Source organism: Tatumella sp. JGM91 (assembly GCF_018257575.1).
Taxonomy (GTDB): Bacteria; Pseudomonadota; Gammaproteobacteria; order Enterobacterales; family Enterobacteriaceae; genus Tatumella; species Tatumella punctata.
Genome location: NZ_JAERJP010000011.1, coordinates 151,377 through 175,034, shown reverse-complemented (window position 1 = coordinate 175,034; position 23,658 = coordinate 151,377). Strand labels below are relative to the sequence as shown.

The window sequence follows — 23,658 nt, the reverse complement described above, 5'->3', positions numbered from 1 at the left end:
GTTACTGCCTCTCGCGGAACATAATCCGTCCCGGCCGGTGACGGCCACGGTAGGCACGCAGTGTCGGGATCAGGGTTAACAACATACTCAGGCATTGTCCGGCAAAGTAAGCATAGGCGGCCCCCCGCACACCGGACAGATAACAACTGCCAGTCAGTAATATCAGGTAACAGAAACAGGCCAGTACCTGATAGATTAAAAACGCCCGCTGTTTTCCGGCCATCAACAGTAACGACTCCAGCGGGAACCCCAGCATCGATACTATGGTGGCCCCCAGCATAATTTTGATTAAATCGTAAGCCGCCAGATACTGATGACCAAACACCGCCGTAATTAACGGTTCTCCCGCCACCAGCACCAGTAAGGCCACAGCAATACCCAGTCCTCCGGCCATCAGGGCTGCACGTAACCCCAGTCGCCAGGGAGCGGAGGTTCGCGGGTCAAGCCGCATCACTTCCGGATAAAAGCTTTTTTCCAGTAACCGGGCCGGTGTTCCGGTAGCATCATAAAAGGTCATGGCTATTTTAAATAACCCGGCAGCCGCCGGGCCGGAGACCAGTCCGACCAGCACGGTGCTGCATGAGTTTCTTGCCGCCCACAGGGTATGAGCGATATTGGTCGTCCAGACAAAGTCCCAGGCCCCGTGCAGGTTTCTGGCCGCGCCAAACAGGGCCGGTTTCAGCGCATGACGGATATTACGCCGTTTCAGTTCCCGTCCGGCAAACCACCAGAAAAGGCTGCCGCCTGCCAGGTTAGCGATATACCAGCTGATCATAAACCCCGCAAAACCGAGCCTGAAGTAATAGCAAATCACGCTGCCCGCCGCCTGTAAAAATGGCCTGACCGCCTGCTGTATCGCAATTAAATCAAAGCGATCCAGGGCGCGTAAAATACCGGTCGGTGTCGAAGAAGTCATGGAAGGGATTAAGGTGCAATACACCATCGCCAGCCAGAGGGTTTCCCGGTCTAACCCCAGGGAGGAGGTAAGAAACGGCAACAAACCAATCCCGCCAGTAATTGCTATCAGACTACTGACGATATCCAGACCGAATGAAAAGCGGACGACTTCACGGAAGCGGCCAGTATTATTCTCCTGCAGGGCCGGGGTGCCAAACTGCACCACAAACTGCCAGGTCTGAAACTTAATCAGGTCACTGACGGCTTTGTTATAGGCCTGAATAACCACCAGCACGCCGAACATACGTGGCGTCATACCTTTACCTGCACAGGATAAGGCCAGCAAACCGAGCAACGCACTGACCACACTGCCGCAGCAAAGACTGACAGCATTACGTAACAGGGAACGGAAGGCACCGTCACGCAACCAGTGCTTCATGGTTTACCGTCCGCACATTTTACCGGACAGTGGCCGGCTATCAGGCTATTTTCCATAAAAAATATCCTGCTGCTGTCGGATATCACCGCCGTCAGAAGCCAGTCGCGAAATTGCCGCTAATGCATTACTCAGCACCCGTGGATAAGCGATCCGTGAGTCCAGCTCAATAATACGGGCGCCGTTATAGCTGATACGCTGCATCTGTGAAATTTTGTCCTGCAACTCTTCGTAAGAGTGATCCGGTTTACGGGAAAATGCCGTATCCGCGTCAATATCCAGCCGCAGGATCAGTCCGGGACGGATTGAGGCCATCTGCTGATAGAGACGCCGTTCACTTTCGGCCAGCCGTGTCAGTAAGCGGCCCCTGACCCGTTCGATACCAATGCCCGGCCCGTCATAATAGAAGCCGGATATTTCCGCCTGTGGGTAACGATCACAGATCACCAGCACTCCGCTGTCTGCCAGCCGTACCGTTTTACGCAAACAGGCGGCCCGCCACAGAGAAAAACCATACATAATCAGCGCCACCCACAGGGACGGAGCCTGGTTGCTCATACGCTGGCTTTTATCAGATTTGGCCGCCAGCCTGCGTTCCAGCCAGATGCCAATCAGCGGTAATTGTTTAATTTTGTCGCCATTTTCACCGGAAATAAGTCCAAGGTAGCGCCGTACCACCGGACGCTGTACCCTCAGGCGGTTAACGATATCAGCTGTCAGGGTCGACTTACCGGTGCCATCGCTGCCGACCACCGCAATCAGTCCCTTAATGCACTCAGCCGGACGGCGGGTGTTGAACGGAGTTTCTGTTTTCATAAATTTCGCCTGAAAATTCCCTGACCATCACATATCTGGCGGGGTCAGTCGCTGGAGTATGGCACGTAACGATGCCTGACAGATCTCGGCGGCAGGCGCAGTACCATCAAGATCAATAATGGTGGCCCCGTTAAAGGTCAGAGACGGGATCACCGCTATTTTTTCGCGCAATGCCACCGCAGGATGATCCGGCTTGCGGGTACAGGCGGTTTGTTCGTCCACGTTCAGCCGAATCAGCAACCGCGGCGGGTATGAGGCCATCCACTGGTACAACCTCTGCTCCCTGCGGCGCAGCCAGCCCAGCCAGCGGTTTCCGCCACTGGTTTTCGCCAGTTGTGCGCCATCAACCCGAAACCCTGCGACCTCAGCCTGCGGATAGCGATCGGTGATCAGCAATCTCCCCTGGCGGGCTTTCTTCAGCATTTTCCGGAATTTATAACCTCGCCAGCAAGAAAGTAAGAAGATGACCAGTGCGGTCAGATTGCCCGGCAGACGGGAGGGATGTTCACTGACCCGCTGTGCGCGGGATAAAAGAAACCGCCCCACCGGCCCGCCAACCAGCGGCAACTGTCCCAGCCATCGGCCTATCGCCCCTGATGACTGACCGAGATAAATCAGTTCTGTAGGGTTGTATGCAGATAAGTAATTCACCAGACTGTTCGCCAGCGTTGATTTTCCGGAGCCATCACAACCTGTGATAGCAATTATTTTCCCTGCCGACGGAGGAAGGTTTTTTATTTCCTGTGCAGACACAGTGATTATCCATAAATTAAAAAAATCATTTTATTCTAAATAAAGACATATTCAACATAGCAAAACTGAAATGCGCAATTAAAGTCAAAAACATAAAATAACTTCCGGTTATTACTTTAATTTATTTATCACTTAAATAAATATCACATAATAACTAAGCACTATTTGTCCACCACCGGCACTAAAATGCCCTGTTTTTTGCAGAATTATTAAATAACAGCTGTTATATTCGGGATTATTTTATCAAAAGAGCAAACCATGATAAATTCCAGTTGGCCACCGCTAATTGCGGTTATTGGCAGTGATGGTTCGGGAAAGTCAACGATTTGTAAATATCTGATCAATGAACTGCGAAGATATGGCCCGGCGATGCCGGTACATTTAGGTAAACAGGCAGGAAACACCGGCCGTGCATTATCTGCTTTACCTTTACTGGGTAAACCATTAAAAAAAGCCATTGTACATAATACAAAGAAAATAAAATCACCACAGGCAAATGTCAGTCTGTTATCCGCGCTGGTTATTATGGCTTTTGTCGGACGACGGTTATTACGTTTTCGCAGGATGCTGAAATACCGGCGTAAAGGATATATTGTACTCACTGACCGTTTTCCGCAAACACAGGTGCCCGGCGGCTATGACAGTCCGTCATTCCCCGAACAGATAACCGCCGGACGGGTTATTCAGCGGATGGCAGAAAAAGAACGTAAGTTATTTGCATGGATGACCCTGCAACAACCGGATATGGTGATTAAACTGAATGTCAGTCTGAATATTGCCTGCCAGCGAAAACCCGACCATTCTGAAGAAAAACTGGCCAGAAAAATAGCGGTGACACCACAGCTTACTTTCAGTAATGCAGAAGTGGTGGATATTGATGCCGATCAGCCCCTGAATCAGGTGATTACCCTCGCCGGTCAGGCAATCGGGCAGTTTATGGAACGTCGCGGCTACTGCCCTCCTGCCGGTAATGCACCGCGGCAATAACCATTGTCCGGATTACGCATCCGCCATCATTATGCGTAATCCTGTGACGGTTATTGTTTTAGCCGGGTAAATACCTGAATAATTTTATCAATTTGCTGTTCACTGTGCGCCGCATTGACGCTGCAGCGCAGCAGAGTCATACCGGCCGGGGCCGCCGGGGGCAAGACCAGATTAACGTACACCCCGTGATCAATCAGGTCACGCCATAAGCGCAGCCCTTCCTCCTGCGAAGCAATCATCACCGGCACCACCGGGCTAATGCGCGGCCCCGACTGATAACCGGCCAATGACAGCCCGTGGTATAAACGTCTCGCGTTGTCCCACAACTTATTTCTCAATGCCGGGCAACCGGCAATGGTACGTAAAGAGGCCCGCACTGAGGCAATACTGGCCGGGGAAGGCGATGCGGTGAAAATATATGGCCGGCTGCTGTAACGCAGTACTTCCATCTCTTTACTGCCGGTAGCAAAACCGCCAATCGCGGCCAGACTTTTACTGAATGTGCCCAGAATAATATCAACATCCTGTTCCACACCCGCTTCTTCAGCCAGTCCGCGGCCATTAGGCCCGGTCACGCCGAACGAGTGCGCTTCATCCACCAGCAGGTAGCCACCCCGCTGTTTTTTTACAGCGACAATCTCCGCCAGCGGGGCAACATCCCCCAGCATGCTGTAAATGCCTTCGACAATGATCAGTGCCTCTGCAGCCCGCTCTCCCAGCCGTTGCAGGCGGCGATCCAAATCGGCCACATCATTGTGCCGGAAGCGGATAATCTCTGCCCCGCCCAGTGCGCAGGCATCATAGATACTGGCATGGCTGTCCGCATCTATTAATACCACTGCCCCGGGACAGGCCAGCGTACTGATCACTGCCAGATTAGCCGTATATCCGGTAGAGAACACAATCGCCGACGGACGGCCAAAAAATGCCGCCAGTTCCTGTTCCAGTGCAAGGTGGGAACCATAGCTGCCGTTGGCCATCCGTGAGCCCGTGGTTCCGGTGCCCTGCTGTGCCATTGCCATCTGACCGTCAGCTATTGCCTGCGGGTCGAAAGTCAGGCCCAGATAATTGTTGGTCCCGGCGAGTATTACCCGCCGGTCGCCGATACGTCCCTCAGTTGCCGAATAAACTTCATCGATGCAGGTACCGAACGGATTCAGTCCCGAGTGACTGAAATACTGCCGCTGGTTTTTCAAACGGGAGAATTTATCATAAAGACCCATTTGCGTTCTCCAGCCAGGGTTGCAAGGCGTTCAGTAACTGCCGCGGAGTTCTGACGTCCAGCAGGATATTAATCGGAATCGAGATATCCAGTTTATCTTCAAGCATCATCAGCAAATCCAGCACCCTGACAGATTCCAGCCCCAGGTCATTAATCAAATCGCTGTCGGGGGTGATTTCCACACCACTGTCAGCAATATTTTTCAGGCAGGTCAGAATACAGGTCATCACAGCATCACGATTTAGCATAGCTACGTTGTAAAACCTCGGTTCAGAGAATTAAAAAAGCCGCTCACGTAAAGCACGTTCGAGACTCACTTCAGGACGCCAGCTGATAGCGGCAGTCAGCCGCTGATTACTGGCAGACCAGTCCGGATGGATGATTTCGCGGATTTTAGCCGGGGTAAGCATTGGTGCTTTCCCCGTCACGCGGTGGCACTGCACAGAGATCGCCGCCAGTAATCTCAGCACCGTTAACGGGATACTGGCCCGCCATACCGGCCCCCGGCGGACACTGACCCCGATGAGCTGCAGGCGTTTCCAGCTATAGCCTCCTGGCATGCCGTCACAGAGTTCATAAATACCGGTGGCCGGAGATGCGCTCAGCAGCCACTGGCTGACTGCAGTAGCTAAATCACTGACGTGCAGAAAAGAAAGTGTCCCGTCATGGCCTGCCGGGCAGGGTAATACCCCGCGTAACAGGCCGTTCAATAACGGGTAAAGTTCTTTATCACCACAGCCATAGACCGCTGTCGGCCGGAAGATACCGAGGGAAATATCTCCTGCAAGCGTCTGCAGTTGCTGCTCAGCCCGGTGTTTAGAAGCGGCGTACCAGGAAAGTTCCGGATGGCGGGCGGCCAGAGAAGAGATAAACAGAAAACGGCGACACTGACCGCTGTGCAAAGCTGCCTGTAACAACGCCTGGCTGCCGTGCAGATTCGTGCGGGTAAAAACGTTTTCGCTGCCGCCTCTGACCTGACCGGCACAATGGATCACATCATCGGCCCCGCGAACCAGTTCACAGAGCGCCTGCGGACTTTCCAGACAGCCATGCACCCAGCTTAGCCGTGCGTCAGGGGCTGAACGCTGAGTACGGGTCAGGGCGCGGATCCTGAACCCGCGTCGTAGCAAATCACCGACGATATACCGGCCAATAAAGCCGGTGCCGCCGGTCAGGGCAACCGTACGGTTCATGGGGCGAATCCGGGGACCGGCAGCGCAGGACAGACTGCCGTGGTCATCCAGCGCTTCCTCGCTTCTGCCCTCGCCGGTTTACCGGAAGAAGTACGCGGCAGACTATGGGGCGGCAACAGTTCGATCTCCACCACCACCCCGAATTCGCTCTGGATGCTGGCAGATAACGAGCGGACCAGCTGTTTACGACGTTCTTCTGAGCTGATCCGACACTGGATTTGCAGGATTATCCGGGCATTCTCCCCGTGATCCTCCGTCACAAAAGCGATGGCATCGCCCCTGTTCACTTCGGGTTCCGACTCCGCCAGATACTCAATATCCCGTGGCCAGATATTGCGGCCGCGGATGATAATTAAATCTTTTTTACGTCCGGTGACATACAGGTAACCTGCCGACTGGTATCCGAGATCTCCCGTGTCCATCCATCCGTTATTCAGTAGTTGTTTTCGTATTTGCGGGTCACCAAAATAGCCACTCATCAGGCTGGGGCCGGAAATACAGATATGGCCGACCTGTTGCTCAGGCAGTCTCATTCCGGCTTCATTTCTGATTTCAATACGGTGACCGGGTAATGCTTTACCGCAGTTAACAAACACAGATACTGCGCGGGTACGGGCAGATGGTACAGCCGCCCGCCCCTCGTACTCCAGAATATCGCGGTCGATCGTATCCGTCTGTACGCCGCAGTTTTCATCAGAAAAACTCACCGCCAGGGTATTTTCAGCCAGCCCATAGCAGGGCATAAATGCCGTCGGGTTAGCGCCGACCACGGCAAAGTGCTCACTGAACCGGGCTAACAGTTCCGCAGGAATAGGTTCGGCACCGACCCCCGCAACCCGCAGACAGGAGAGATCCATCCCTGCCAGTTCTTTCTCACTGCTGCGGCGTAAACAGAGATCATAACCAAACGGTGGTGCCACCGTGACAGTACCGCGGTTTTTATCAATCAGTTTCAGCCACTGTAACGGTCGCATGGCGAAGTCCTGGGTACGCAGATAATCAACGGATAACTGGGTCGCCACCGGTGTAAGCAGAAACCCTACCAGCCCCATATCATGGTAAAAAGGCAGCCAGGAAACACAGCGATCGCCGGGACGTAATTTAATGCCATCATGGCTGATGACCTGCAGATTGGCCATGACCGCCCGCTGGGTAATGATCACCCCGCGCGGAAAGCGCGTGCTGCCGGAAGTATATTGCAGATAGGCAATATCATCGCCGGACGGTTCGCTCAGCGGTATCCGGCCGCAGGGCAAGGCACGCATCTCCTGATGACTGAGGACATAAGGGCCGGATCCCTGCGTCATCGCCGAACGAACCAGCGACAGCCACTCTTCACCGCTAATAATCACTGCCGGTGCGCAGTCATTAATCAGGCCCTGTAACCGGGTAATATAGGAGGCTCGCTGACCGATCCCCATCGGAATTGCCAGCGGGACCGCAATCAGCCCCGCATACTGACAGGCGAAAAATGACTCAGCAAACCCGGCGCTGGTTTCGGCAATTAAGCCAACACGGTCACCTTTTTTCAGCCCCAGCGACAGCAAACGACCGGCGGCAGAGACTGCCCGTAGCCTGAGTTCAGTGTAGTCCAGTACTTCAGTCAGCTGATTACGGCGATCATAGAAATTCATTCCGCTGTTTCCCCGGGCAGCATAATCTAACGCTGCCGTCAGCGACGGAAAATCAGCATAACGCATGGGAAGAGAATGGGTAGCACTGGTTTCTTTAACAGAAAAATTAGCCATAAATTTAATTCACCAACGACGACAGATATTATTGGTTGAAAAACTACTGTTTTATTTTTTAAGACATTCACTGAATAGTGCTTTCCCCGGAGAAAATCCTCCCGCACTAAAGGATAATATTTTTATTTCAGCTTACCTCCGTGAGAATAACAAGCAGCAGCTAAACTTCCCTGCTATAACCGGAACATTATAAAGTCACCTTGTATTATCGGCGATCGAACAAAGTTAAACATATCGTAAACAATAACCGGAAGTAGTTTAAAAGTGAATCTCTGATTTGTTTTACAGCACCCAAAGGCATTAAGTGATAAAAATACAGTATAACAGATTGAAAAAATCTTAAACTCCGATTAACAGGAGCTAATCATTAATTAACTATTATTTTGAATAGCACCAAACGATTAACGCTTTATAAAAATATCTGTCATTACTTTTCATCCGCAAGAGAATAGCAATAGCCATCGGATATAATATGAAATTATATTTTCCGCCAGTTATTATTCAGATAAATGAAAGAAATAATGCTGCTGAGGCAGTGAGTATATCCGTTATATAAATACCCCGTTACTGACCGGTACTGGCTGATGCCGGTAATATTATTTAAGGCTTTTTATGATTCAAATTGACGCTGTACAGGATAAAGACGATCTTAAAGATTTTATTAATTTTCCTTCATCATTGTACCCTGATGACCCGAACTGGATCATTCCTTTATTTGTCGAACGTGCAGAACATCTTTCAGACAAAAATCCGGCTGCAGAACATATCGAATGGCAGGCGTGGCTGGCCAGAAAAAATGGTCATATCGTCGGACGAATTACGGCACAGATCGACCGCCTGCATCAGCAGTTATACGGTAACCAGAGTGGTCATTTCGGTATGATTGATGCTATCGACGATAATGCCGTATTCGCTGCATTATTTACTGCTGCAGAGGCCTGGCTGCGGTCCAAAGGGGCAGTGATGATTACCGGTCCCTTTAGCCTGAATATTAATCAGGAAAGCGGATTACTGATTGACGGTTTTGATACCCCGCCGTCGGCGATGATGAACCACGGTAAACCCTATTACGCTGCCTGTCTGGAACAACAGGGATACGCTCAGGATACGGATTTACTGGCCTACCGGATGAAAAGGACAGACCTGTGTTTCTCAGACTCACTGAGAAAACTGATGTCACAGGCCAGCAGCAAAGTCACCCTTCGGCGTCTGGACCGTAAGCAGTTCTCCGCAGAAATGCAGTTGCTGCGTGATATTTTCAACTCCGGCTGGCAGCACAACCGCGGATTTGTCCCCTTTACTGCCCATGAATTCGCCACTATGGGGGGACAACTGAAATATCTGGTGCCCGATGATATGATTTACATTGCCGAAATCAATGGCGTGCCCTGCGCATTTATCGTCGGCCTGCCCAATATTAATGAAGCCATTAACGGCCTGAATGGCAGCCTGTTCCCCTTTGGCTGGGCCCGGCTATTGTGGCGATTGAAAATCCGTGGTGTACGCACAGCCAGAGTCCCTTTAATGGGCGTCCGTCACGAATATCAGTTCAGCCGCCTCGGGCCGGTTATTGCCTTATTACTGATCGAAGCATTACGTGAGCCTTTCGCCCGCCACCGGATTGATTGCCTGGAAATGTCGTGGATTTTGGAATCGAATAGCGGAATGCGCACTATCCTGGAGCGGATTGGTGCCGTGGTTTATAAACGCTACCGTATCTATCATAAACAACTGTCATCGCCGGTATAGCCTCAGCCCCCCACAGGGCAATTACCCGTTGACCTGTGACAGACGAAGAACTGTGACTGAGAAGGCGGTAATCACCCTGTTACTGCCGGTGCTGACCGGCCAGCGCGGGTTAACACTGACCGCAACAAGGAAAATATTATTTTTATGAATCTGAGCAGAAAAAAAGGATTAGCAAGATTAACTGCCAGTATCAATAACTCCTGGCAGGGGTTTAAAAATGCACTCTCTACGGAAGAGGCTTTTCGTCAGTTAATCATTATTAATAGTGTGCTGCTGGTCATTATCCTGTTTTTGCCTGTCCCGCCGCTGGAAAAACTGCTATTGATCGCCTGCAGTTTCTTGTTACTGGTGGTGGAACTCCTGAATACGGCCATCGAAACCGTCGTTGACCGCATATCCTCACAGATCCACCCCCTTTCAAAAAGAGCAAAGGATATCAGCGGTGCCGCCCAGCTGGTGGCCGTAACCCTGACTATTCTGGTGTGGACCGTGGTACTGGTGTGGGGCTGATGGCCAGTTAATTTTCCCGCCACTGACCTACACTGCTTCTCAGAATTATCCCTGCTCAAGCCACCTTTTCGCTGCTATACTTTAGCCGTTTTCATCTGAAACCGGCCAGTGACCGGGCAGTGGAACAACAATACTGATGGTGCAATACCCTTCCCGGCAGGTTTCGGCTGCCGGCTGTACCGGTCTCTGTGTTATCAATAACCGGCCGGAAACATCTTAATTATTGATGTTAATTCATTTGCATACACTAATCATAACGACAGAGCCGTGGGTGGCAGGCTGGAGTATCGGTTATTTAAAGGAGCAATAATGTTAAATAAACACGCTGCTGGCGCAATAATGATCATTGCAGGAGCCATCTGTTATGGCATGCCGGGGATTATACTCAGTCTGGCACTCCGCCATGGCGCACACACCAGTAACATTATTGCCACACAATACTTATTCTCTTTTATTCTGTTTTTTGTGCTGTCGGAGTTTACCCGGAATAAAAAAGCCACCATCCCGACCAGAGAAAAAGCTATCGCCTTGTTTACAGGGATGCCGCTACTGGGCGTCACTTACTGCTTTTTTCAGTCGGTCTTTTATATCGGAGTCCCGACAGCAACATTACTGATGATGCAGTCGTCATGGATTGTGCCGCTCATTAACGCCATTATCAGAAGAACGCCTGTCGCCCGTAAAGATATACTGTTGTTACTCTGTATTATCACCGGGGTCGCCATTGCCACCGGGGTCTTTCGCGGGTCGATGCGCCTGAACATTATCGGTATCAGCTGGGGACTGGGGGCGGCTCTCTGCTATAGCCTGGTGATACTTTCGTCGTCACAGATAGCCAAAGAAAGCCGTGTTATTGATAAGGCCAGATTACTGACTCTCGGGGCGTTTATTACCGCCATCTGTGTCATGAAAGATAACGTCGATATTTCGCCGTTTACCACCGACAGTTACTGGTCGCTGTTAACCGCCGTATTCTCGTCAATACTGCCCGTATTACTGTTCGGGCTGGGGATGCCAAGAACCGCCCCGTCACTGGCCGGTATGCTGGTGACCATCGAATTGCCGGCGGCGTATGTCTTTTCGTACCTGATTCTGGCCGAAAAAATCAACATCGATCAGATTGTCGGCTGTCTGATTATTGTCTTGTCACTGGTAGTACCGGGGCTTATCGGTAAGTATAAATCCCGCTGAAGTTTCTGCCCTGCTACACTCCGGCCTGCGTCGGCGAAAGCTCTGGCCGGTAGCGCAGTGCTTCAATCAGCAGGGAAAATGCTGCCGGGTGCTGTCTTCGGCTCGGATAATAGAGAGAGTACCCGGCAAAAGCCGGGCACCAGTCATCAAGTACCGTCAGTAACCGTCCCCCGGCAATCGCCTCTGATATCTGGTCCGCGGGGACAAATACCAGTCCCAGCCCGCAAAGCGCTGCATCAATGCGTTGTGAAAGGCTGCTGATGATCAGTGCCCCGTTAACCCGTACCCGCAGCGGCTTGCCCTGTGCTTCAAATTCCCAGTGATACAATGCACCGCTTCCGGGCAGGCGCATATTAATACACTGGTGTTGCAGTAAATCCTGCGGAGTCTGTGGGATCCCCCGTGCGGCAAAGTAGTCCGGAGAACCGGCAACCACCATCCGTATATCGGGGCCGATAGGTACTGCCACCATATCTTTTTCGATACTTTCCCCGAGCCGGACTCCGGCATCAAACCGCTGCTCAACAATATCGATAAAACGGTTATCGGCCACCAGTTCAATACTGATTTGCGGATACTGGCGGGTAAAGAGCTTTATTTTAGGCCATAGCAGGCTTTCCAGCGCATGCTCACTGACAGACAACCGTAAACTGCCTGTCGGCTGACCACTCAGTTGTAACAGGGCATCAAACTCCTGTTCCAGTGCCGACAGGCGCGGTGCCAGACAGGCAATCAGCCGTTCTCCGGCCTCAGTCGGTGCCACACTGCGGGTAGTTCGTGTCAGCAACCGCAGGTTAAGGCGGTTCTCCAGGGCTTTCATCCCGTGACTCAGCGCCGACTGGGATACTCCTAACCGGGCCGCGGCTTTAGTAAAGCTGCGTTCCCTGGCTACCACCAGAAAGTTTTGTAGTTCGTTAAAATTTTCTTTCAGCACTACCCGCTTCCTTATTTACGACCCATCCGCCTGCCGGGGGGAGCAGGCGGCGAACACAATATGGCCGGTAATAGCCCCTGACCGGATAGCACTGTGCCTGAGTGCCATCGCTGCCGCCATTTACTGTCCGGCCGGTGCCAGTTCTGCAAGAGATTTACGTTTTATCAGGGTTGCCGCTGCCAGAATCAGCATGACCAGCGCTTCGGCGGCCAGAAACCCGGCCATCGCCTGCGGGTAACTGCCCTGCTGATGATACTGATGCAGGTAAACTGCACCGGCAACGGCAGGACCTAATCCAAGGGCTGCCTGCTGCAGGGTACTGAGAATCGCGCTTCCGGCCCCGGCATCGCTGGCCGGGATATCCCGCATCCCTACCCGGTAAAAGCAGTTAACAATAATTGCCTGACCCAGCCCAAGTAAAATGCTGCCCGGGGCGATAGCCAGGGCGCCGGTTGAATTCCCCAGTATCCAGAGGGTCATCATCAGCACCAATACCCCGCTGACCTGAATTAAAATGCCGGTCAGTAACACCGGGGCCGTCGAATAACGACGGATCAGCTTCGGGGCATAGAGTGCCGACAGAAAATAAGCCACTCCCAGCACAATAAAACTGTTTCCCGACTGTAAGGGCCCCATTCCGGCACCGGCCTGTAACGTCAGTGCCATGCAGAACATAAATCCTGACCAGCAGCTGAAAAAAAGAAATGCGATCAATAAACTAAAGCGTACCCCTGGCAGTTTCAGCAAATGCGGCGGTAACAGCGGCTGCTGACCGCGCTGTTGCTGGGCCAGCGCCCCTTTACGCATCAGTAATGCCAGTGGCACAGTAATCAGCAGCATCACTTGCATTTGCCACGGCCAGTGCAGAGAGGGGCCGAGAGCCAGCGGAAACAACAGACAGCAAAGAATGATTGCCAGTAACAATGTGCCCTGCCAGTCGATACGTGATGCCCTGTCACTACGGGTTTCAGGAATAAAGTGCCGGCTGAACAGCAATACCAGCAGGCAAATAGGAACATTAATAAAAAAGGCATTACGCCAGCCCAGACCGGCGATATCCGCCGAAACCAGCCAGCCGCCCCCCATCTGACCGATAATAAAGGCGATACCGCCGATCCCGCTGTACAGACTGATCGCCCGCGCATGGGCAGTGCCTTTCAGCGTCACATGCAGAGTGGCGAGGATCTGCGGGACAATTAATGCCGCTCCGGCCCCCTGTATTGTCCGCGACACTAACAGGGTATTGACGCTTCCGGCCAGACCACAAAATAATGAAGCAATACCAAAAATAACCACCCCGGCCAGCAGTACCCGCCGCCGGCCATAGTTGTCACCCAGTTTACTGCCAACGGCCAGACAAACAGCAAATGCCACCCCGTACAGGGCGACAATCAGCTCCAGATCTGTGGCAGTACTCGCCAGAGAACGGGTAATAGAGTCCAGTGCCACATTAGTAATCGACGTATCGATCAGTGGCAGCATTTGGGCGGTTAATAACAGTATCAGGCCGATTTTCCCCGGCGAGGCAGGTGAAGCGTTCATTGAAACTCCGTTGCGTGATTCACTTTCTGGCCGTAGTATTGACGATAATTTAACAGGGTACCAGTAGCTGTTTATACTGGTACTGGCACTACTATGCAGGAGTTTCAGTGACTATCATCACCCGCCAGGCCACCCTCAGTTCTCCTGAAAGAAACAGCCGCCAGCTGCTGGCCACCTTTTTACGTACCCGCAGAGAAAGTCTTGATCCTCAAAGGCTTGGATTACCGCGCAGTGGCCGTCGCCGGACACCCGGTCTGCGCAGGGAAGAAGTGGCCATGCTGGCCGATGTCGGGGTGACCTGGTATACCTGGCTGGAACAGGGCCGGCAGATGAAACCTTCGGCTGCCGTACTGGCCTCGGTCAGCCAGGCACTGCAATGTACCCCGGCCGAAACCCGCTACCTGTTTATACTGGCGGGACTGCCGGTGCCCGGAGAGCCGCCTTCTTCCGTGTGTCAGCAAGCCGGGCCCGCTTCCCAGCGGCTGCTACGATCGCTGATGCCTAATCCGGCGGCACTGGAACGGCCTAATTTTGATCTGATTGGCTATAACCAGAGTTTTTGCCGGTTAATGGGCGTCGACCTGGATCAGGTACCGCCGGAAGATCGCAACTGTATTTATCAGTACCTGACCAGTGCCGAATGGCGCAGCCGTTTCTGTGGGGAAGACAAAGTGTTACCCGTATTTGTCGCTTATTTCCGTGCCGGAATGGCAGAATACCGCGGGGACCCGCGCTGGGATACGCTGCTGGAACGTTTTTTTACCGTATCTCCGCGGTTTCATGAATTGTGGAATCAGCACTATGAAATCCGCAGCATCGAAAATCATATAAAGAACTTTAACCATCCGCAACTTGGTACTATTACTCTGCAGCAGATGAACTGGTATTCAGCACCACGCGATGGTTCGAGGTTGCTGGTTTACCTGCCACTGGATGCCAGTGGTGAAAAGACTGTCGCTGCCCTTGCTGCCGGCCCGCAGGCCGGTCAGTCCCCCCATGACAGGGAATAATCCGTTGTCATACATGAAAGCTGCTGTCGGCGATATCAGTAATAAACATATGGCCCGGAGCGTGGCTGATAGCAAAAGGTAACCGCGAGGCCATCACTGCCGCCTGGGGAGTCACTCCGCAGGCCCAGAACACGGGGATTTCCCCCGGTTTAATCTGTACGGCATCACCGAAGTCAGGCTGCGCCAGATCACGGATCCCCAGTGCCGCAGGCTCACCAATATGTACCGGCGCACCATGTACTGCGGGATAGCGGGCAGTGATTGCCACCGCATCTGCTACCCGATCCGCCGCCACCGGCCGCATTGAAACCACCATTTCGCCCTGTAAACATCCCGCCGGACGACACTGACGGTTAGTGCGATACATGGGGACATTACAACCGGCGCTAATATGCCGGATCTCAATACCGGCTTGCTGCAACGGTGTCTCAAAGGTAAAACTACAGCCAATAAGAAAGGTCACCAGATCCGGATGCTGTGCCCAGAGTGACGACGCATCGGCAATTTCTTCGGCCAGTGCGCCATCCCGCCAGACCCGGTATAGAGGAAGATCGCGGCTGATATCTGCGCCTGCTGCCAGCGGGGTCGTTGTTTTTCCGGCTTCTATCACATCCAGTACCGGACAGGCTTTGGGGTTACGCTGCGCATACAGCAAAAAATCCCAGGCCCTGTCGGCCGGTAAAGCAATCATATTGGCCTGGGTCATGCCGGGGGCAATACCGGCAGTCGGCATCACCCGCCCCTGACGAAATGCTGCCCGGGCAACCGGGGCGGTTACCCCCTGATATACAGCTGTATCATTATCTGCTGACATGCTTATCTCCGTTATATCGGTATTTGCGGCGAAACCGTTTTTTCTGTCGCGCCGCGAAAACAGTGATCAGGATGGCTGATCCTGATTAAGCGCCATCCCACGGGTTTCCGGAAGAGCCAGACAGGCGATAATCACCAGCAGATAGCTGCCTCCCGCCATATAACCAATCGCGGTCCCCAGCGGGATATAACCGCTGAGAAAGCCGACCATCCCCGGGAAAATAGCGCCGATAGCACGGCCAGCGTTATAACAAAACCCCTGACCAGAACCACGTATATGGCCGGGAAAAAGTTCACTGAGATAGGCCCCCATTCCCGAGAAAATCCCCGACAGGAAAAAGCCCAGCGGAAAACCGAGGATCATCATCACCTGGTTAGTGATCGGCAGTAAGGTATAGCCGCACACCAGCAAAATAGCGCAGACGGCAAACAGAATAAAACAGCGCCGGCGGCCTAAATAATCCGATAGCCAGGCACTGGTCAGATACCCGGCAAACGAACCGGCAATCAGGACCACCAGATAGCCGCTGGTATTGAGTACCGACAAGTGCCGCTCTGCTTTCAGGTAGGTCGGCAACCAGGTTGTCACGGAATAATAAGCTCCCTGCATACCTGTTGCCAGCAGACTGGCCAGCAGAGTAATACGCAGTATCCGCGGATGAAAGATCTGCATAAAACCGGCGGCAGATTGTCCGGTGGCCTGCCGCTGACGGCGGGCAGCAACAAAAATCTCCGGATCCTGCAATTGCCGGCGCAGAAAAACCAGCAGTAATGCGGGTAACGCCCCGACCCAGAACAGCACTCTCCAGGCATATTGCGCATCCACCAGCGCATATATTGCCCAGTAAGCGATAGCCGCAATACCCCAGCCAACCGCCCAGCTGCTTTGTACCAGTCCGACAGCTTTCCCCCGATGCCGCGCACGGATCATTTCAGCTATCAGTACTGACCCGACCGACCACTCTCCGCCGAAACCCAGCCCCTGCATCACACGGGTAAATAACAATTGCTCGGCGGATGTGACAAAGCCACTGCATAAGGTGAAGAAACTGAACCATAATACGGTCAGTTGCAGGATCCTGACACGGCCATAACGGTCGGCCAGAATTCCGGCTATCCAGCCCCCGATCGCCGACGAAATCAGCGCGCCGGTTGCAATATATCCGGCTTCTGTTTTACTCATGCCCCACAGAGTAATAAAGGTCGGGATCATAAAGGTATAGATCATTGAATCGAACGCATCGATCCCGTACCCCATAAATGCCGCCGCCAGTGTCTTGCGCTCGCTGCTGTTTGTTTCTTTTAACCACATAATCGTCCCCTGCCGTCCGGTGTTGCAGGCCGTATATCACACGGCCCGTTTTTCAGGTCATCTGCATATATTTTTATTGGTTGTCTTACTGTCACAAGCAAGGCCCGTGCCAGTATTCTCCTGCCCCTGCAGGCGGTTGTTTACCTCCGTCAGCCATATTGTTGAACAATATTCAGGGCTGTGTTCCACTAGCGGACCGGCTCTGCCCGCAACGGCCTGCCAGGGAAGCACTTTTATAGTGCAGGCAAGGGGGCAGATAGCACCATAAAGGTGCATTTAGCGGATAACCGCTGGTCAGGACGGGTTATTTGGCATTTTCCTGCCTGATATGAGAATGTGAAGTGAATATCATCAATATTGCAGAGCTTATGGTTAATACTCCTGTTCCCGGGTTATCCCCACAAAATCTGGCTGACCGGATTGCCGATCAGTTAAGAAATGAATTAGTTCACGGAAAATATGCGCCGGGGATGCACCTGTCAGAAGCCGGTCTCTGTGAACAGCTGAACGTCTCGCGGAACACCCTGCGCGAAGCTTTCAGAGTGCTGATCAAAGAGGGCTTGTTGCAGCATATTCCTCACCGCGGGGTCAGTGTGATTGTCCCGACACTGGAAACGATTATTGATATTTACCGGGTACGTAAACTGATTGAATGCAGGGCTGTGTCACTGGCGTATCCGCTGCATCCGGCGGTGAAACGGATGCGCAGTGCGGTCAGCCAGGCAGAAGCTTATCAGCAAAAAAAACACTGGGCAGCGGTCGGCACTGCCAATATGGACTTTCACCGTGCGATTGCTGAACTGACCGACAGCCCGCGTGTTATTGCACTGTTTGATCACCTGCTGGCTGAATTACGGCTGGCGTTTGGTCTGCTGGATGATGCTGAGTTTCTGCACTCCCCCTATCTGCCGATGAACGGGCAGATCACCACTCTGCTGGAACAGCAACAACCGGATACCGCAGCAGAATTACTGAGTGATTATCTGCATCATTCGGAGCGGGTGATCATTGCCGCTTATAGCCGCCGGATGAGGACCGATAGCCGCGGCAACGGATTCAGCCATAAGTAATCCCCGTCAGCGCCCCCAGCCTGGCGATACTGCGTAAAGGGCCCCCCTGACTCAGGGAATATTCCCAGACATTACCGCCGAGGTCGGTGATCCACATCCGGCGGTTGTCCGCATCTCTGACCAGGGCTATCGCTTCCTGTAACCCGCGCGCCAGGATCTGGTGGTCGGTCAAACGGCCATCCACCAGCCGGGCACAGTTCAGAGAGTTCCCCCCGCTGGCGTCGTCACCACGATCCGTCCAGTACATGATCCCGCGGGCAGCATCATAGTCCAGGTCAATCGGTTCCGGCAGTCCTGACAGCATGACTTCAATATCCGGACGATTACTGGCTTCTGAACCGCGGGGCAGCCTCAGCCCGGCACGTAAGATCTGTCCCTGTCCCCCTTTCGGCGGCCCTTTCAGGGTCCAGTAAATATAGCCCTGCTGATTGTCTATCGCCACCCCCACACAATGCCGGGTATAGTCGCCGCTATCGGCCGGAAACAGGCCGGTTTGTACCAGCACCTTCAGGTCACTGCCATCTTCCCTGGCACAGAAAACCCGCATTCCTTCACGGTCACACCAGTACAACAGACCGTTTTCCGCATCATGGATTAACTGCTTACCGGTAACAAAGATCCCGTTTCCCGCCAGCAGACGACGATCACGGCCTTCTGTGGTCATCGACTCCAGTCGCCCGTCGGCCTGGAAAAACTCCGAACTATCGGCGCGGGTCGCAGCCCCCATATAAGTCACAAACAGGCGCCGGTTCAGAGGATCGATTGCAATACCGTCCGGATGGGTGTTAAGCCCGGCAACCAGGGTTCGTAATCCGCCAGTGTCAGGATCCAGTTCAAGGATCCGGCCCGGCGTAGTGACCTGCAAAAGATACAGTTTTTTGCCCATTTTATCGCTCCGCATCATCGTCATCTCAGATTCCTGTGCATATCAGGGGGCCGAAACAGCCGGGATTAATCGGCAATAAAACGTAATAATCGCTGACTGAGGCGGCGGTTTTCCCTGTCCAGCCGGTCAATCCGGTCCAGTAATGATAATGCGACGGCAATCCCCGGCCAGTCCAGCTCCAGCTCACGCTGCAGACGCTGTGCCCGGTGAAAGGCAGCGATCGCCTGGTCATCGAAGCGCCATTCCTCGGACGGAGTCTCCTGCTCTGCCGGACGGAGTACACCCAGCCCGATAATCTCCGTCAGTTCGGTCCGGGACAGTCCGGTATGCTGGCAAAATTCAGTGACCGTAAAGCGGATATTGACGGTAGCCATTATTTTTTCCCCCATCCCTGCCGCGGATCGTAGCCGGATCCGGCTTCCGCCAGCTGTTGCCATAACTCACGGCTTTTTTCATCCGTGGTTGCAGGGACCACTATTTTGATCACTGCGTACAAATCCCCCTGCTGTTTTTTACCGGATAATCCTTTCCCTTTCAGTCTCAGGCGTTTACCGGCCTGAGTACCGGCAGGGATGGTCAGCAGAATGCTGTCATGCAGGGTGGGTAACGCCACTTTGGTCCCCAGTACCGCTTCCCAGGGGGCGAGAGGCAATACCACTTCCAGATCATTACCCACCACATCAAATAACGGGTGCGGCGCAATACGGACCACCAGATAGAGGTCGCCCGCCGGTCCGCCGGCACTCCCCGGTGCTCCCTGCCCTTTCAGCCGGATACGCTCGCCGTCACCGACCCCGGCAGGAATTTTCACCTTCAGCGTTTTAGGGGTTTCGCGGATCACTGAGCCAAAGACGTCATACTCCGGCAGTGTATAACGGATAGTCCGGGTTTCACCGGTTTGTGCTTCTTCCAGAAACACAGCAACTTCGGTTTCAATATCCTGTCCGCGTTGCGGACGCTGCTGACGAGACTGGCGGCCCTGCTGGCCGAACATCGAACTAAAGAAATCAGAGAAATCGGCACTGTGCTCGTCACCGTAGCTGTGCTGAGACTGTCCGCCAGACTGGTGTGCATTAAAACGGGGATCGTTACGGTGCTGCCACAGCTGGTCATATTCTTCGCGGCGTTGTTGATCTTTGAGGACTTCATAAGCTTCAGCGATTTCTTTAAACCGCGTTTCAGCATCTTTTTCGGTGCTGACATCAGGGTGGTACTTGCGGGCCAGCCGCCGGTAAGCCGTTTTAATCGCTTTCAGGTCGTCGGTACGTTCAACGCCCAGGATGGCATAATAATCCTTTAATTCCATAGTATTATCTTCCGGATCAGTAAACAGAATTATACGGGATGGATAACGGTATTAGGGTTACCGTGCAGTAAATATAGTCTCCGCCAGGAGGATTTGCAGCGGTAATTTATCAGCCGCTTGCGGAAAAACACCGGCCGCAACACTCTGAGCTGAAGCCGGCAGAGGCAACAGGCCCTGACACCTCAGCTTACATTAATTTATCCGCCTGGCTGAAAGTATCCCTGTTGCCGACCAGCCCTGCACTCTGCGGCCCCCCGCCCTTAGCAGCAGTCCCTGCTGTCAGGCATTGATCAGCGCATATAACACTGCGTTTATCCGGCGATGGCCACGGATAATATTTATTTACCTTACAACATAACTGCCGGAGGTTTGTGCCCGCGCCCGTTTCAGTCCGTATACAGAACTGTCAATCAGGACTACTTTATAGGTTGCTGCCGGCCGCGGACAGCATGCTAAATAATGTCACCGGCTTATCTGCAGGGAGAATATTGTGATTGAATTGATAATTGCGGCTCTGTTACCGATTGTTGTAACGCTGATGCTGGGGTTTGTCGCCGGATGGCACCATGATTTTGACGCCGGGCAAGGCGCGGTTCTGAACCGGATGGTGATGCTGTATGCACTGCCCCTGACATTATTTGCCGGAATGATGGGATTATCGCGGTCCGTGTTGCTCTCACAAGGAACAATTGCCTTGATTCTGCTGGCAGGGATGGCTGGCGGATATTTACTGGTGTTTCTGCTGGCACGGCTGGTGTTTCGCCAGGCCGCGGGGGTTGCCGCGTTACTGGCTCTGGCAATCGCCGGCCCGGCGGTGCCTTTTGTCGGTGTTCCGGTACTCGGCCATTTATACGGCACCATCAGTACCCTGCCGATCGCCCTGTGCAGCATTATTATGAACCTGTTCCAGGTACCGCTGACGTTACTGATACTTTCCTCTGGCGCACCTGACAGAAAAGACGCCGGATTTATACAGCATATTGTGCATACGCTAAAAGAACCGGTGGTGTGGGCCCCGCTGCTGGCGCTGGTGTTACTGCTGTGCAACCTGCATATTCCCGATCAGTTCCGCAATGCATTACAGCTGCTGGGCGGCACCACCGGCGGTGTTGCTCTGTTTGCCTCCGGGGTTATTCTTTATTCCTACCATGTGGTTTTTAACCGCGGCGTTATCCTGTCAGTGATTGCCAAAAATATTATTTTACCGCTGGTGATTATGGCCCTTGCCCTGTGGATGCATGCGGATAAGCAGACGCTCGATTTATCGGTGATCAGTATGGCCATCCCCACCGCCTCAGTCTGCGTCATCCTGGCGGTGCAGTATAAAACCGCAGAGCAGGAAATGGCGTCGATTCTTTTCTTCAGTACTCTGTTCTCAATTCTGACCATGGGCGGATTATTATACTACCTCGGGGGGTAGCTAGCATTCCGCACCAGGGTTACCTGATAACCAGTCTCCCGGAGGTGTTGTATGACGACTCAAACCAGCAATGTCGCAGAATTTATGGTGTCCTGTCTCGAAGCAGAAGGGGTGGAATATGTGTTTGGTATTCCGGGTGAGGAAAATATTAAGTTTGTCAGGGCTGTCACCGCTTCCGATAAAATACGTTTTATCCTGGTACGTCATGAACAGGCAGCCTCGTTTATGGCCGATATTTATGGCCGCCTGACCGGAAAAGCCGGTGTCTGTACCGCAACCCTCGGCCCCGGGGCAATTAATCTGCTGCTGGGAACCGCCGATGCCCAGACCGATTCCAGTCCGCTGGTGGCTATTTCTGCCCAGGTCGGTCTGAACCGGATTTATAAAGAATCACATCAGATTATCGACCTTGTCGCCATGTTCAGGCCGGTAACCCACTGGGCTGAGACTATTTATACCCCGGCCGCCACCGCCGAAATGGTGCGTAAAGCCTTTCAGCTGGCCCAGCAGGAACGTCCCGGCGCCACTTATCTGGCGGTGCCTCAGGATGTTGAAGCCATGCCGGTGGACGCAACACTCACCCCGTTAATGCCCTCAGTGACAGGCCGCTCAGCCCCGGAAGATGCCGCGATACATCAGGCGGCAGAATTACTGCGTAACAGCCGCTTCCCGGTGATTCTGGCAGGCCACGGCGTCGCCCGTAACCGCGCTTCTGAGGCCCTGACCCATTTTGCGGAACACTACCAGCTGCCTGTCGCCACCACTTTTATGGGAAAAGGGGTGATCAGTGACCGCAGTACACAGGCGCTGGGTGTTATGGGGTTTATGCGTCATGATTACGAAAACTTCGCGTTCGATCAGGCCGACCTGATTTTGTCTGTCGGTTATGAGTTACAGGAGTTCGCCCCCCAGCGAATGAACCCGGATGCTGATAAAAAAATCATCCATATCAATACGTTCCTTCCGGATACCGATCAGCATTATGTGGCGGATATCAGTATTGTGGCCGATATTACCCTCAGTCTGCAGGCCCTGGGCCGGGCACTGGGGGAAGCACCGTTACACAGTCAGCCGGCTACCGCCCGTATTCGTCAGTTACGCCAGCAGGAGCTGGATAACGGTCAGCAGGATGACAGCTTTCCCCTCAAACCTCAGCGGATAGTCGCGGATATCCGCGCTGCGATGGGGGATGATGATATTGTGCTGGCCGATACAGGGGCAATAAAAATGTGGGTATCCCGCCTATACCCGGCCTGGCAGCCTCTGACCTGCCTGACCTCGAACGGCCTGTCAACGATGGCTTTTTCTTTACCCGGCGCGCTGGCGGCCAGGCTGGCTTTTCCACAGCGTAAAGTGCTGGCGGTAATGGGTGACGGCAGCTTTATGATGAACTCTCAGGAGATCGAAACAGCGGTACGTGAACAGATCCCGCTGGTGGTGCTGGTCTGGGTAGACGGCAGCTACGGACTGATTAAATGGAAAATGGATATGGAAGAAGGTGCCCATGATTCGGTGGATTTTGGTAACCCGGACTTTGTGAAATATGCGCAGAGCTTCGGGGCTCGCGGCTGTCTGATCGCCGAAGCAGCACAGCTGTTACCGGCACTGAACCGTGCCCTCGCAGAAGACGGCGTGACAGTCATCGCCTGCCCGGTGGACTACCGGGAGAATATGGCACTGGTCAGTAAGCTCGGTGAACTGACTATCGCCCTCTGAACGGCCTCCGGCAGACAATGAGTGACACTGTCACTTAATTACCGGAAGGGGATCGAGGTTCCGCCGGCAGAAAACAGTGCTATGCTGATAATACCCGCCCCATCTGCTGTCCATCCGGCACAGCACCTTGCTCCGGGCCAATGTGCC

Annotated in this window: 22 protein-coding genes; 8 read left to right on the top strand and 14 right to left on the bottom strand. The window is 53.2% G+C overall.

Translation table 11 applies throughout. The features are described from left to right. Position 1: 1 nt before the first annotated feature. From JK198_RS09640 to JK198_RS09630, 3 genes are read right to left on the bottom strand one after another with little or no spacing between them, the layout of a single operon-like run. The gene (locus tag JK198_RS09640) at positions 2–1,336 is read right to left on the bottom strand and encodes a lipopolysaccharide biosynthesis protein (protein WP_212710453.1); all 1,335 of its coding nucleotides are present in this window, start codon (positions 1,334–1,336) and stop codon (positions 2–4) included. A gap of 45 nt (positions 1,337–1,381) precedes the next feature. Next, positions 1,382–2,149 carry a hypothetical protein gene (locus tag JK198_RS09635; protein ID WP_212710452.1) on the bottom strand — a complete coding sequence of 256 codons (768 nt, stop codon included), beginning with the start codon at positions 2,147–2,149 and terminating at the stop codon, positions 1,382–1,384. 27 nt (positions 2,150–2,176) lie between these two features. Beyond that, positions 2,177–2,902 (bottom strand): hypothetical protein, encoded by a 726-nt coding sequence (locus tag JK198_RS09630; RefSeq protein ID WP_349290188.1) that lies wholly within the window; start codon positions 2,900–2,902, stop codon positions 2,177–2,179. A 261-nt stretch (positions 2,903–3,163) separates the two neighbouring features. On the opposite strand from JK198_RS09630, the gene JK198_RS09625 reads away from it, so the two are divergent. Then, positions 3,164–3,889 carry a thymidylate kinase gene (locus JK198_RS09625; protein WP_212710470.1) on the top strand — a complete coding sequence of 242 codons (726 nt, stop codon included), beginning with the start codon at positions 3,164–3,166 and terminating at the stop codon, positions 3,887–3,889. A gap of 50 nt (positions 3,890–3,939) precedes the next feature. Here the strand turns inward: JK198_RS09625 and JK198_RS09620 are convergent, their stop codons facing one another. The 4 genes from JK198_RS09620 to JK198_RS09605 are packed head-to-tail and all read right to left on the bottom strand — an operon-like array spanning position 3,940 to position 8,052. Then, positions 3,940–5,112 carry an aminotransferase class I/II-fold pyridoxal phosphate-dependent enzyme gene (locus tag JK198_RS09620; protein ID WP_212709318.1) on the bottom strand — a complete coding sequence of 391 codons (1,173 nt, stop codon included), beginning with the start codon at positions 5,110–5,112 and terminating at the stop codon, positions 3,940–3,942. After that, positions 5,099–5,359 carry an acyl carrier protein gene (locus JK198_RS09615; protein ID WP_212709317.1) on the bottom strand — a complete coding sequence of 87 codons (261 nt, stop codon included), beginning with the start codon at positions 5,357–5,359 and terminating at the stop codon, positions 5,099–5,101. The genes JK198_RS09620 and JK198_RS09615 overlap by 14 nt, the downstream gene beginning before the upstream one ends. A gap of 30 nt (positions 5,360–5,389) precedes the next feature. Continuing rightward, entirely contained in the window at positions 5,390–6,304 is a 915-nt protein-coding gene (locus tag JK198_RS09610) for an NAD(P)-dependent oxidoreductase (RefSeq protein WP_212710451.1), read from the bottom strand. Next, complete coding sequence (locus tag JK198_RS09605) at positions 6,301–8,052, bottom strand: fatty acyl-AMP ligase (RefSeq protein WP_212710450.1); 1,752 nt, start codon at positions 8,050–8,052, stop codon at positions 6,301–6,303. Before JK198_RS09605 ends, JK198_RS09610 begins: the two co-directional genes overlap by 4 nt. Before the next feature lie 612 nt (positions 8,053–8,664). Here JK198_RS09605 and JK198_RS09600 point away from each other — a divergent pair. From JK198_RS09600 to JK198_RS09590, 3 genes are all read left to right on the top strand, one after another. After that, the gene (locus tag JK198_RS09600; RefSeq protein ID WP_212710449.1) at positions 8,665–9,801 is read left to right on the top strand and encodes an N-acetyltransferase; all 1,137 of its coding nucleotides are present in this window, start codon (positions 8,665–8,667) and stop codon (positions 9,799–9,801) included. Positions 9,802–9,945: 144 nt separating this feature from the next. Beyond that, positions 9,946–10,311, top strand: a complete 366-nt coding sequence (locus JK198_RS09595; protein ID WP_212708824.1) for a diacylglycerol kinase — start codon at positions 9,946–9,948, stop codon at positions 10,309–10,311. A gap of 309 nt (positions 10,312–10,620) precedes the next feature. Beyond that, the gene (locus JK198_RS09590) at positions 10,621–11,502 is read left to right on the top strand and encodes a DMT family transporter (protein WP_212708825.1); all 882 of its coding nucleotides are present in this window, start codon (positions 10,621–10,623) and stop codon (positions 11,500–11,502) included. 13 nt (positions 11,503–11,515) lie between these two features. On the opposite strand, the gene JK198_RS09585 is transcribed toward JK198_RS09590, so the two are convergent. Next, positions 11,516–12,436, bottom strand: a complete 921-nt coding sequence (locus JK198_RS09585) for a LysR family transcriptional regulator (RefSeq protein ID WP_212708826.1) — start codon at positions 12,434–12,436, stop codon at positions 11,516–11,518. 120 nt (positions 12,437–12,556) lie between these two features. After that, a complete protein-coding gene (locus tag JK198_RS09580; RefSeq protein ID WP_212710448.1) occupies positions 12,557–13,978 on the bottom strand; it encodes an MFS transporter in 1,422 nt (473 codons plus the stop codon). A gap of 107 nt (positions 13,979–14,085) precedes the next feature. On the opposite strand from JK198_RS09580, the gene JK198_RS09575 reads away from it, so the two are divergent. Further along, complete coding sequence (locus JK198_RS09575; RefSeq protein ID WP_343876581.1) at positions 14,086–14,988, top strand: helix-turn-helix transcriptional regulator; 903 nt, start codon at positions 14,086–14,088, stop codon at positions 14,986–14,988. A 7-nt stretch (positions 14,989–14,995) separates the two neighbouring features. Here the strand turns inward: JK198_RS09575 and JK198_RS09570 are convergent, their stop codons facing one another. After that, positions 14,996–15,802 (bottom strand): putative hydro-lyase, encoded by an 807-nt coding sequence (locus tag JK198_RS09570; RefSeq protein ID WP_212708828.1) that lies wholly within the window; start codon positions 15,800–15,802, stop codon positions 14,996–14,998. Positions 15,803–15,868: 66 nt separating this feature from the next. After that, a complete protein-coding gene (locus tag JK198_RS09565; RefSeq protein WP_249213130.1) occupies positions 15,869–17,113 on the bottom strand; it encodes an MFS transporter in 1,245 nt (414 codons plus the stop codon). A 341-nt stretch (positions 17,114–17,454) separates the two neighbouring features. Between JK198_RS09565 and JK198_RS09560 the strand changes: the two genes are divergently transcribed. Further along, a complete protein-coding gene (locus tag JK198_RS09560) occupies positions 17,455–18,183 on the top strand; it encodes a GntR family transcriptional regulator (RefSeq protein WP_343876580.1) in 729 nt (242 codons plus the stop codon). Here JK198_RS09560 and JK198_RS09555 read toward each other — a convergent pair. Genes JK198_RS09555 through cbpA form a run of 3 tightly spaced genes read right to left on the bottom strand, consistent with a single transcriptional unit; the run spans position 18,170 to position 20,375 of the window. Further along, positions 18,170–19,093: a hypothetical protein gene (locus JK198_RS09555; protein ID WP_212708829.1), complete on the bottom strand. Its 924-nt coding sequence runs from the start codon at positions 19,091–19,093 to the stop codon at positions 18,170–18,172. The genes JK198_RS09560 and JK198_RS09555 overlap by 14 nt on opposite strands. Positions 19,094–19,134: 41 nt before the next feature. Continuing rightward, positions 19,135–19,443, bottom strand: a complete 309-nt coding sequence (gene cbpM / locus JK198_RS09550; protein ID WP_212710447.1) for a chaperone modulator CbpM — start codon at positions 19,441–19,443, stop codon at positions 19,135–19,137. Next, the gene (cbpA, locus tag JK198_RS09545; protein ID WP_212708831.1) at positions 19,443–20,375 is read right to left on the bottom strand and encodes a curved DNA-binding protein; all 933 of its coding nucleotides are present in this window, start codon (positions 20,373–20,375) and stop codon (positions 19,443–19,445) included. Before cbpA ends, cbpM begins: the two co-directional genes overlap by 1 nt. A 490-nt stretch (positions 20,376–20,865) precedes the next feature. On the opposite strand from cbpA, the gene JK198_RS09540 reads away from it, so the two are divergent. Then, positions 20,866–21,795, top strand: coding sequence for an AEC family transporter (locus tag JK198_RS09540; protein ID WP_212708832.1), 930 nt, complete (start codon positions 20,866–20,868; stop codon positions 21,793–21,795). A gap of 51 nt (positions 21,796–21,846) precedes the next feature. Beyond that, a complete protein-coding gene (locus tag JK198_RS09535) occupies positions 21,847–23,511 on the top strand; it encodes an acetolactate synthase large subunit (protein WP_212708833.1) in 1,665 nt (554 codons plus the stop codon). Positions 23,512–23,658: the final 147 nt, after the last annotated feature.

Bases quoted from the DNA above. Each gene is read 5' to 3' on its own strand.
- JK198_RS09600 (WP_212710449.1), top strand. From the start codon at position 8,665: ATGATTCAAATTGACGCTGTACAGGATAAAGACGATCTTAAAGATTTT.
- JK198_RS09640 (WP_212710453.1), bottom strand. From the start codon at position 1,336: ATGAAGCACTGGTTGCGTGACGGTGCCTTCCGTTCCCTGTTACGTAAT.
- cbpM (WP_212710447.1), bottom strand. From the start codon at position 19,443: ATGGCTACCGTCAATATCCGCTTTACGGTCACTGAATTTTGCCAGCAT.
- JK198_RS09610 (WP_212710451.1), bottom strand. From the start codon at position 6,304: ATGAACCGTACGGTTGCCCTGACCGGCGGCACCGGCTTTATTGGCCGG.
- JK198_RS09590 (WP_212708825.1), top strand. From the start codon at position 10,621: ATGTTAAATAAACACGCTGCTGGCGCAATAATGATCATTGCAGGAGCC.
- cbpA (WP_212708831.1), bottom strand. From the start codon at position 20,375: ATGGAATTAAAGGATTATTATGCCATCCTGGGCGTTGAACGTACCGAC.
- JK198_RS09635 (WP_212710452.1), bottom strand. From the start codon at position 2,149: ATGAAAACAGAAACTCCGTTCAACACCCGCCGTCCGGCTGAGTGCATT.
- JK198_RS09620 (WP_212709318.1), bottom strand. From the start codon at position 5,112: ATGGGTCTTTATGATAAATTCTCCCGTTTGAAAAACCAGCGGCAGTAT.
- JK198_RS09605 (WP_212710450.1), bottom strand. From the start codon at position 8,052: ATGGCTAATTTTTCTGTTAAAGAAACCAGTGCTACCCATTCTCTTCCC.
- JK198_RS09580 (WP_212710448.1), bottom strand. From the start codon at position 13,978: ATGAACGCTTCACCTGCCTCGCCGGGGAAAATCGGCCTGATACTGTTA.
- JK198_RS09595 (WP_212708824.1), top strand. From the start codon at position 9,946: ATGAATCTGAGCAGAAAAAAAGGATTAGCAAGATTAACTGCCAGTATC.
- JK198_RS09535 (WP_212708833.1), top strand. From the start codon at position 21,847: ATGACGACTCAAACCAGCAATGTCGCAGAATTTATGGTGTCCTGTCTC.
- JK198_RS09565 (WP_249213130.1), bottom strand. From the start codon at position 17,113: ATGTGGTTAAAAGAAACAAACAGCAGCGAGCGCAAGACACTGGCGGCG.
- JK198_RS09570 (WP_212708828.1), bottom strand. From the start codon at position 15,802: ATGTCAGCAGATAATGATACAGCTGTATATCAGGGGGTAACCGCCCCG.
- JK198_RS09555 (WP_212708829.1), bottom strand. From the start codon at position 19,093: ATGACGATGATGCGGAGCGATAAAATGGGCAAAAAACTGTATCTTTTG.
- JK198_RS09615 (WP_212709317.1), bottom strand. From the start codon at position 5,359: ATGCTAAATCGTGATGCTGTGATGACCTGTATTCTGACCTGCCTGAAA.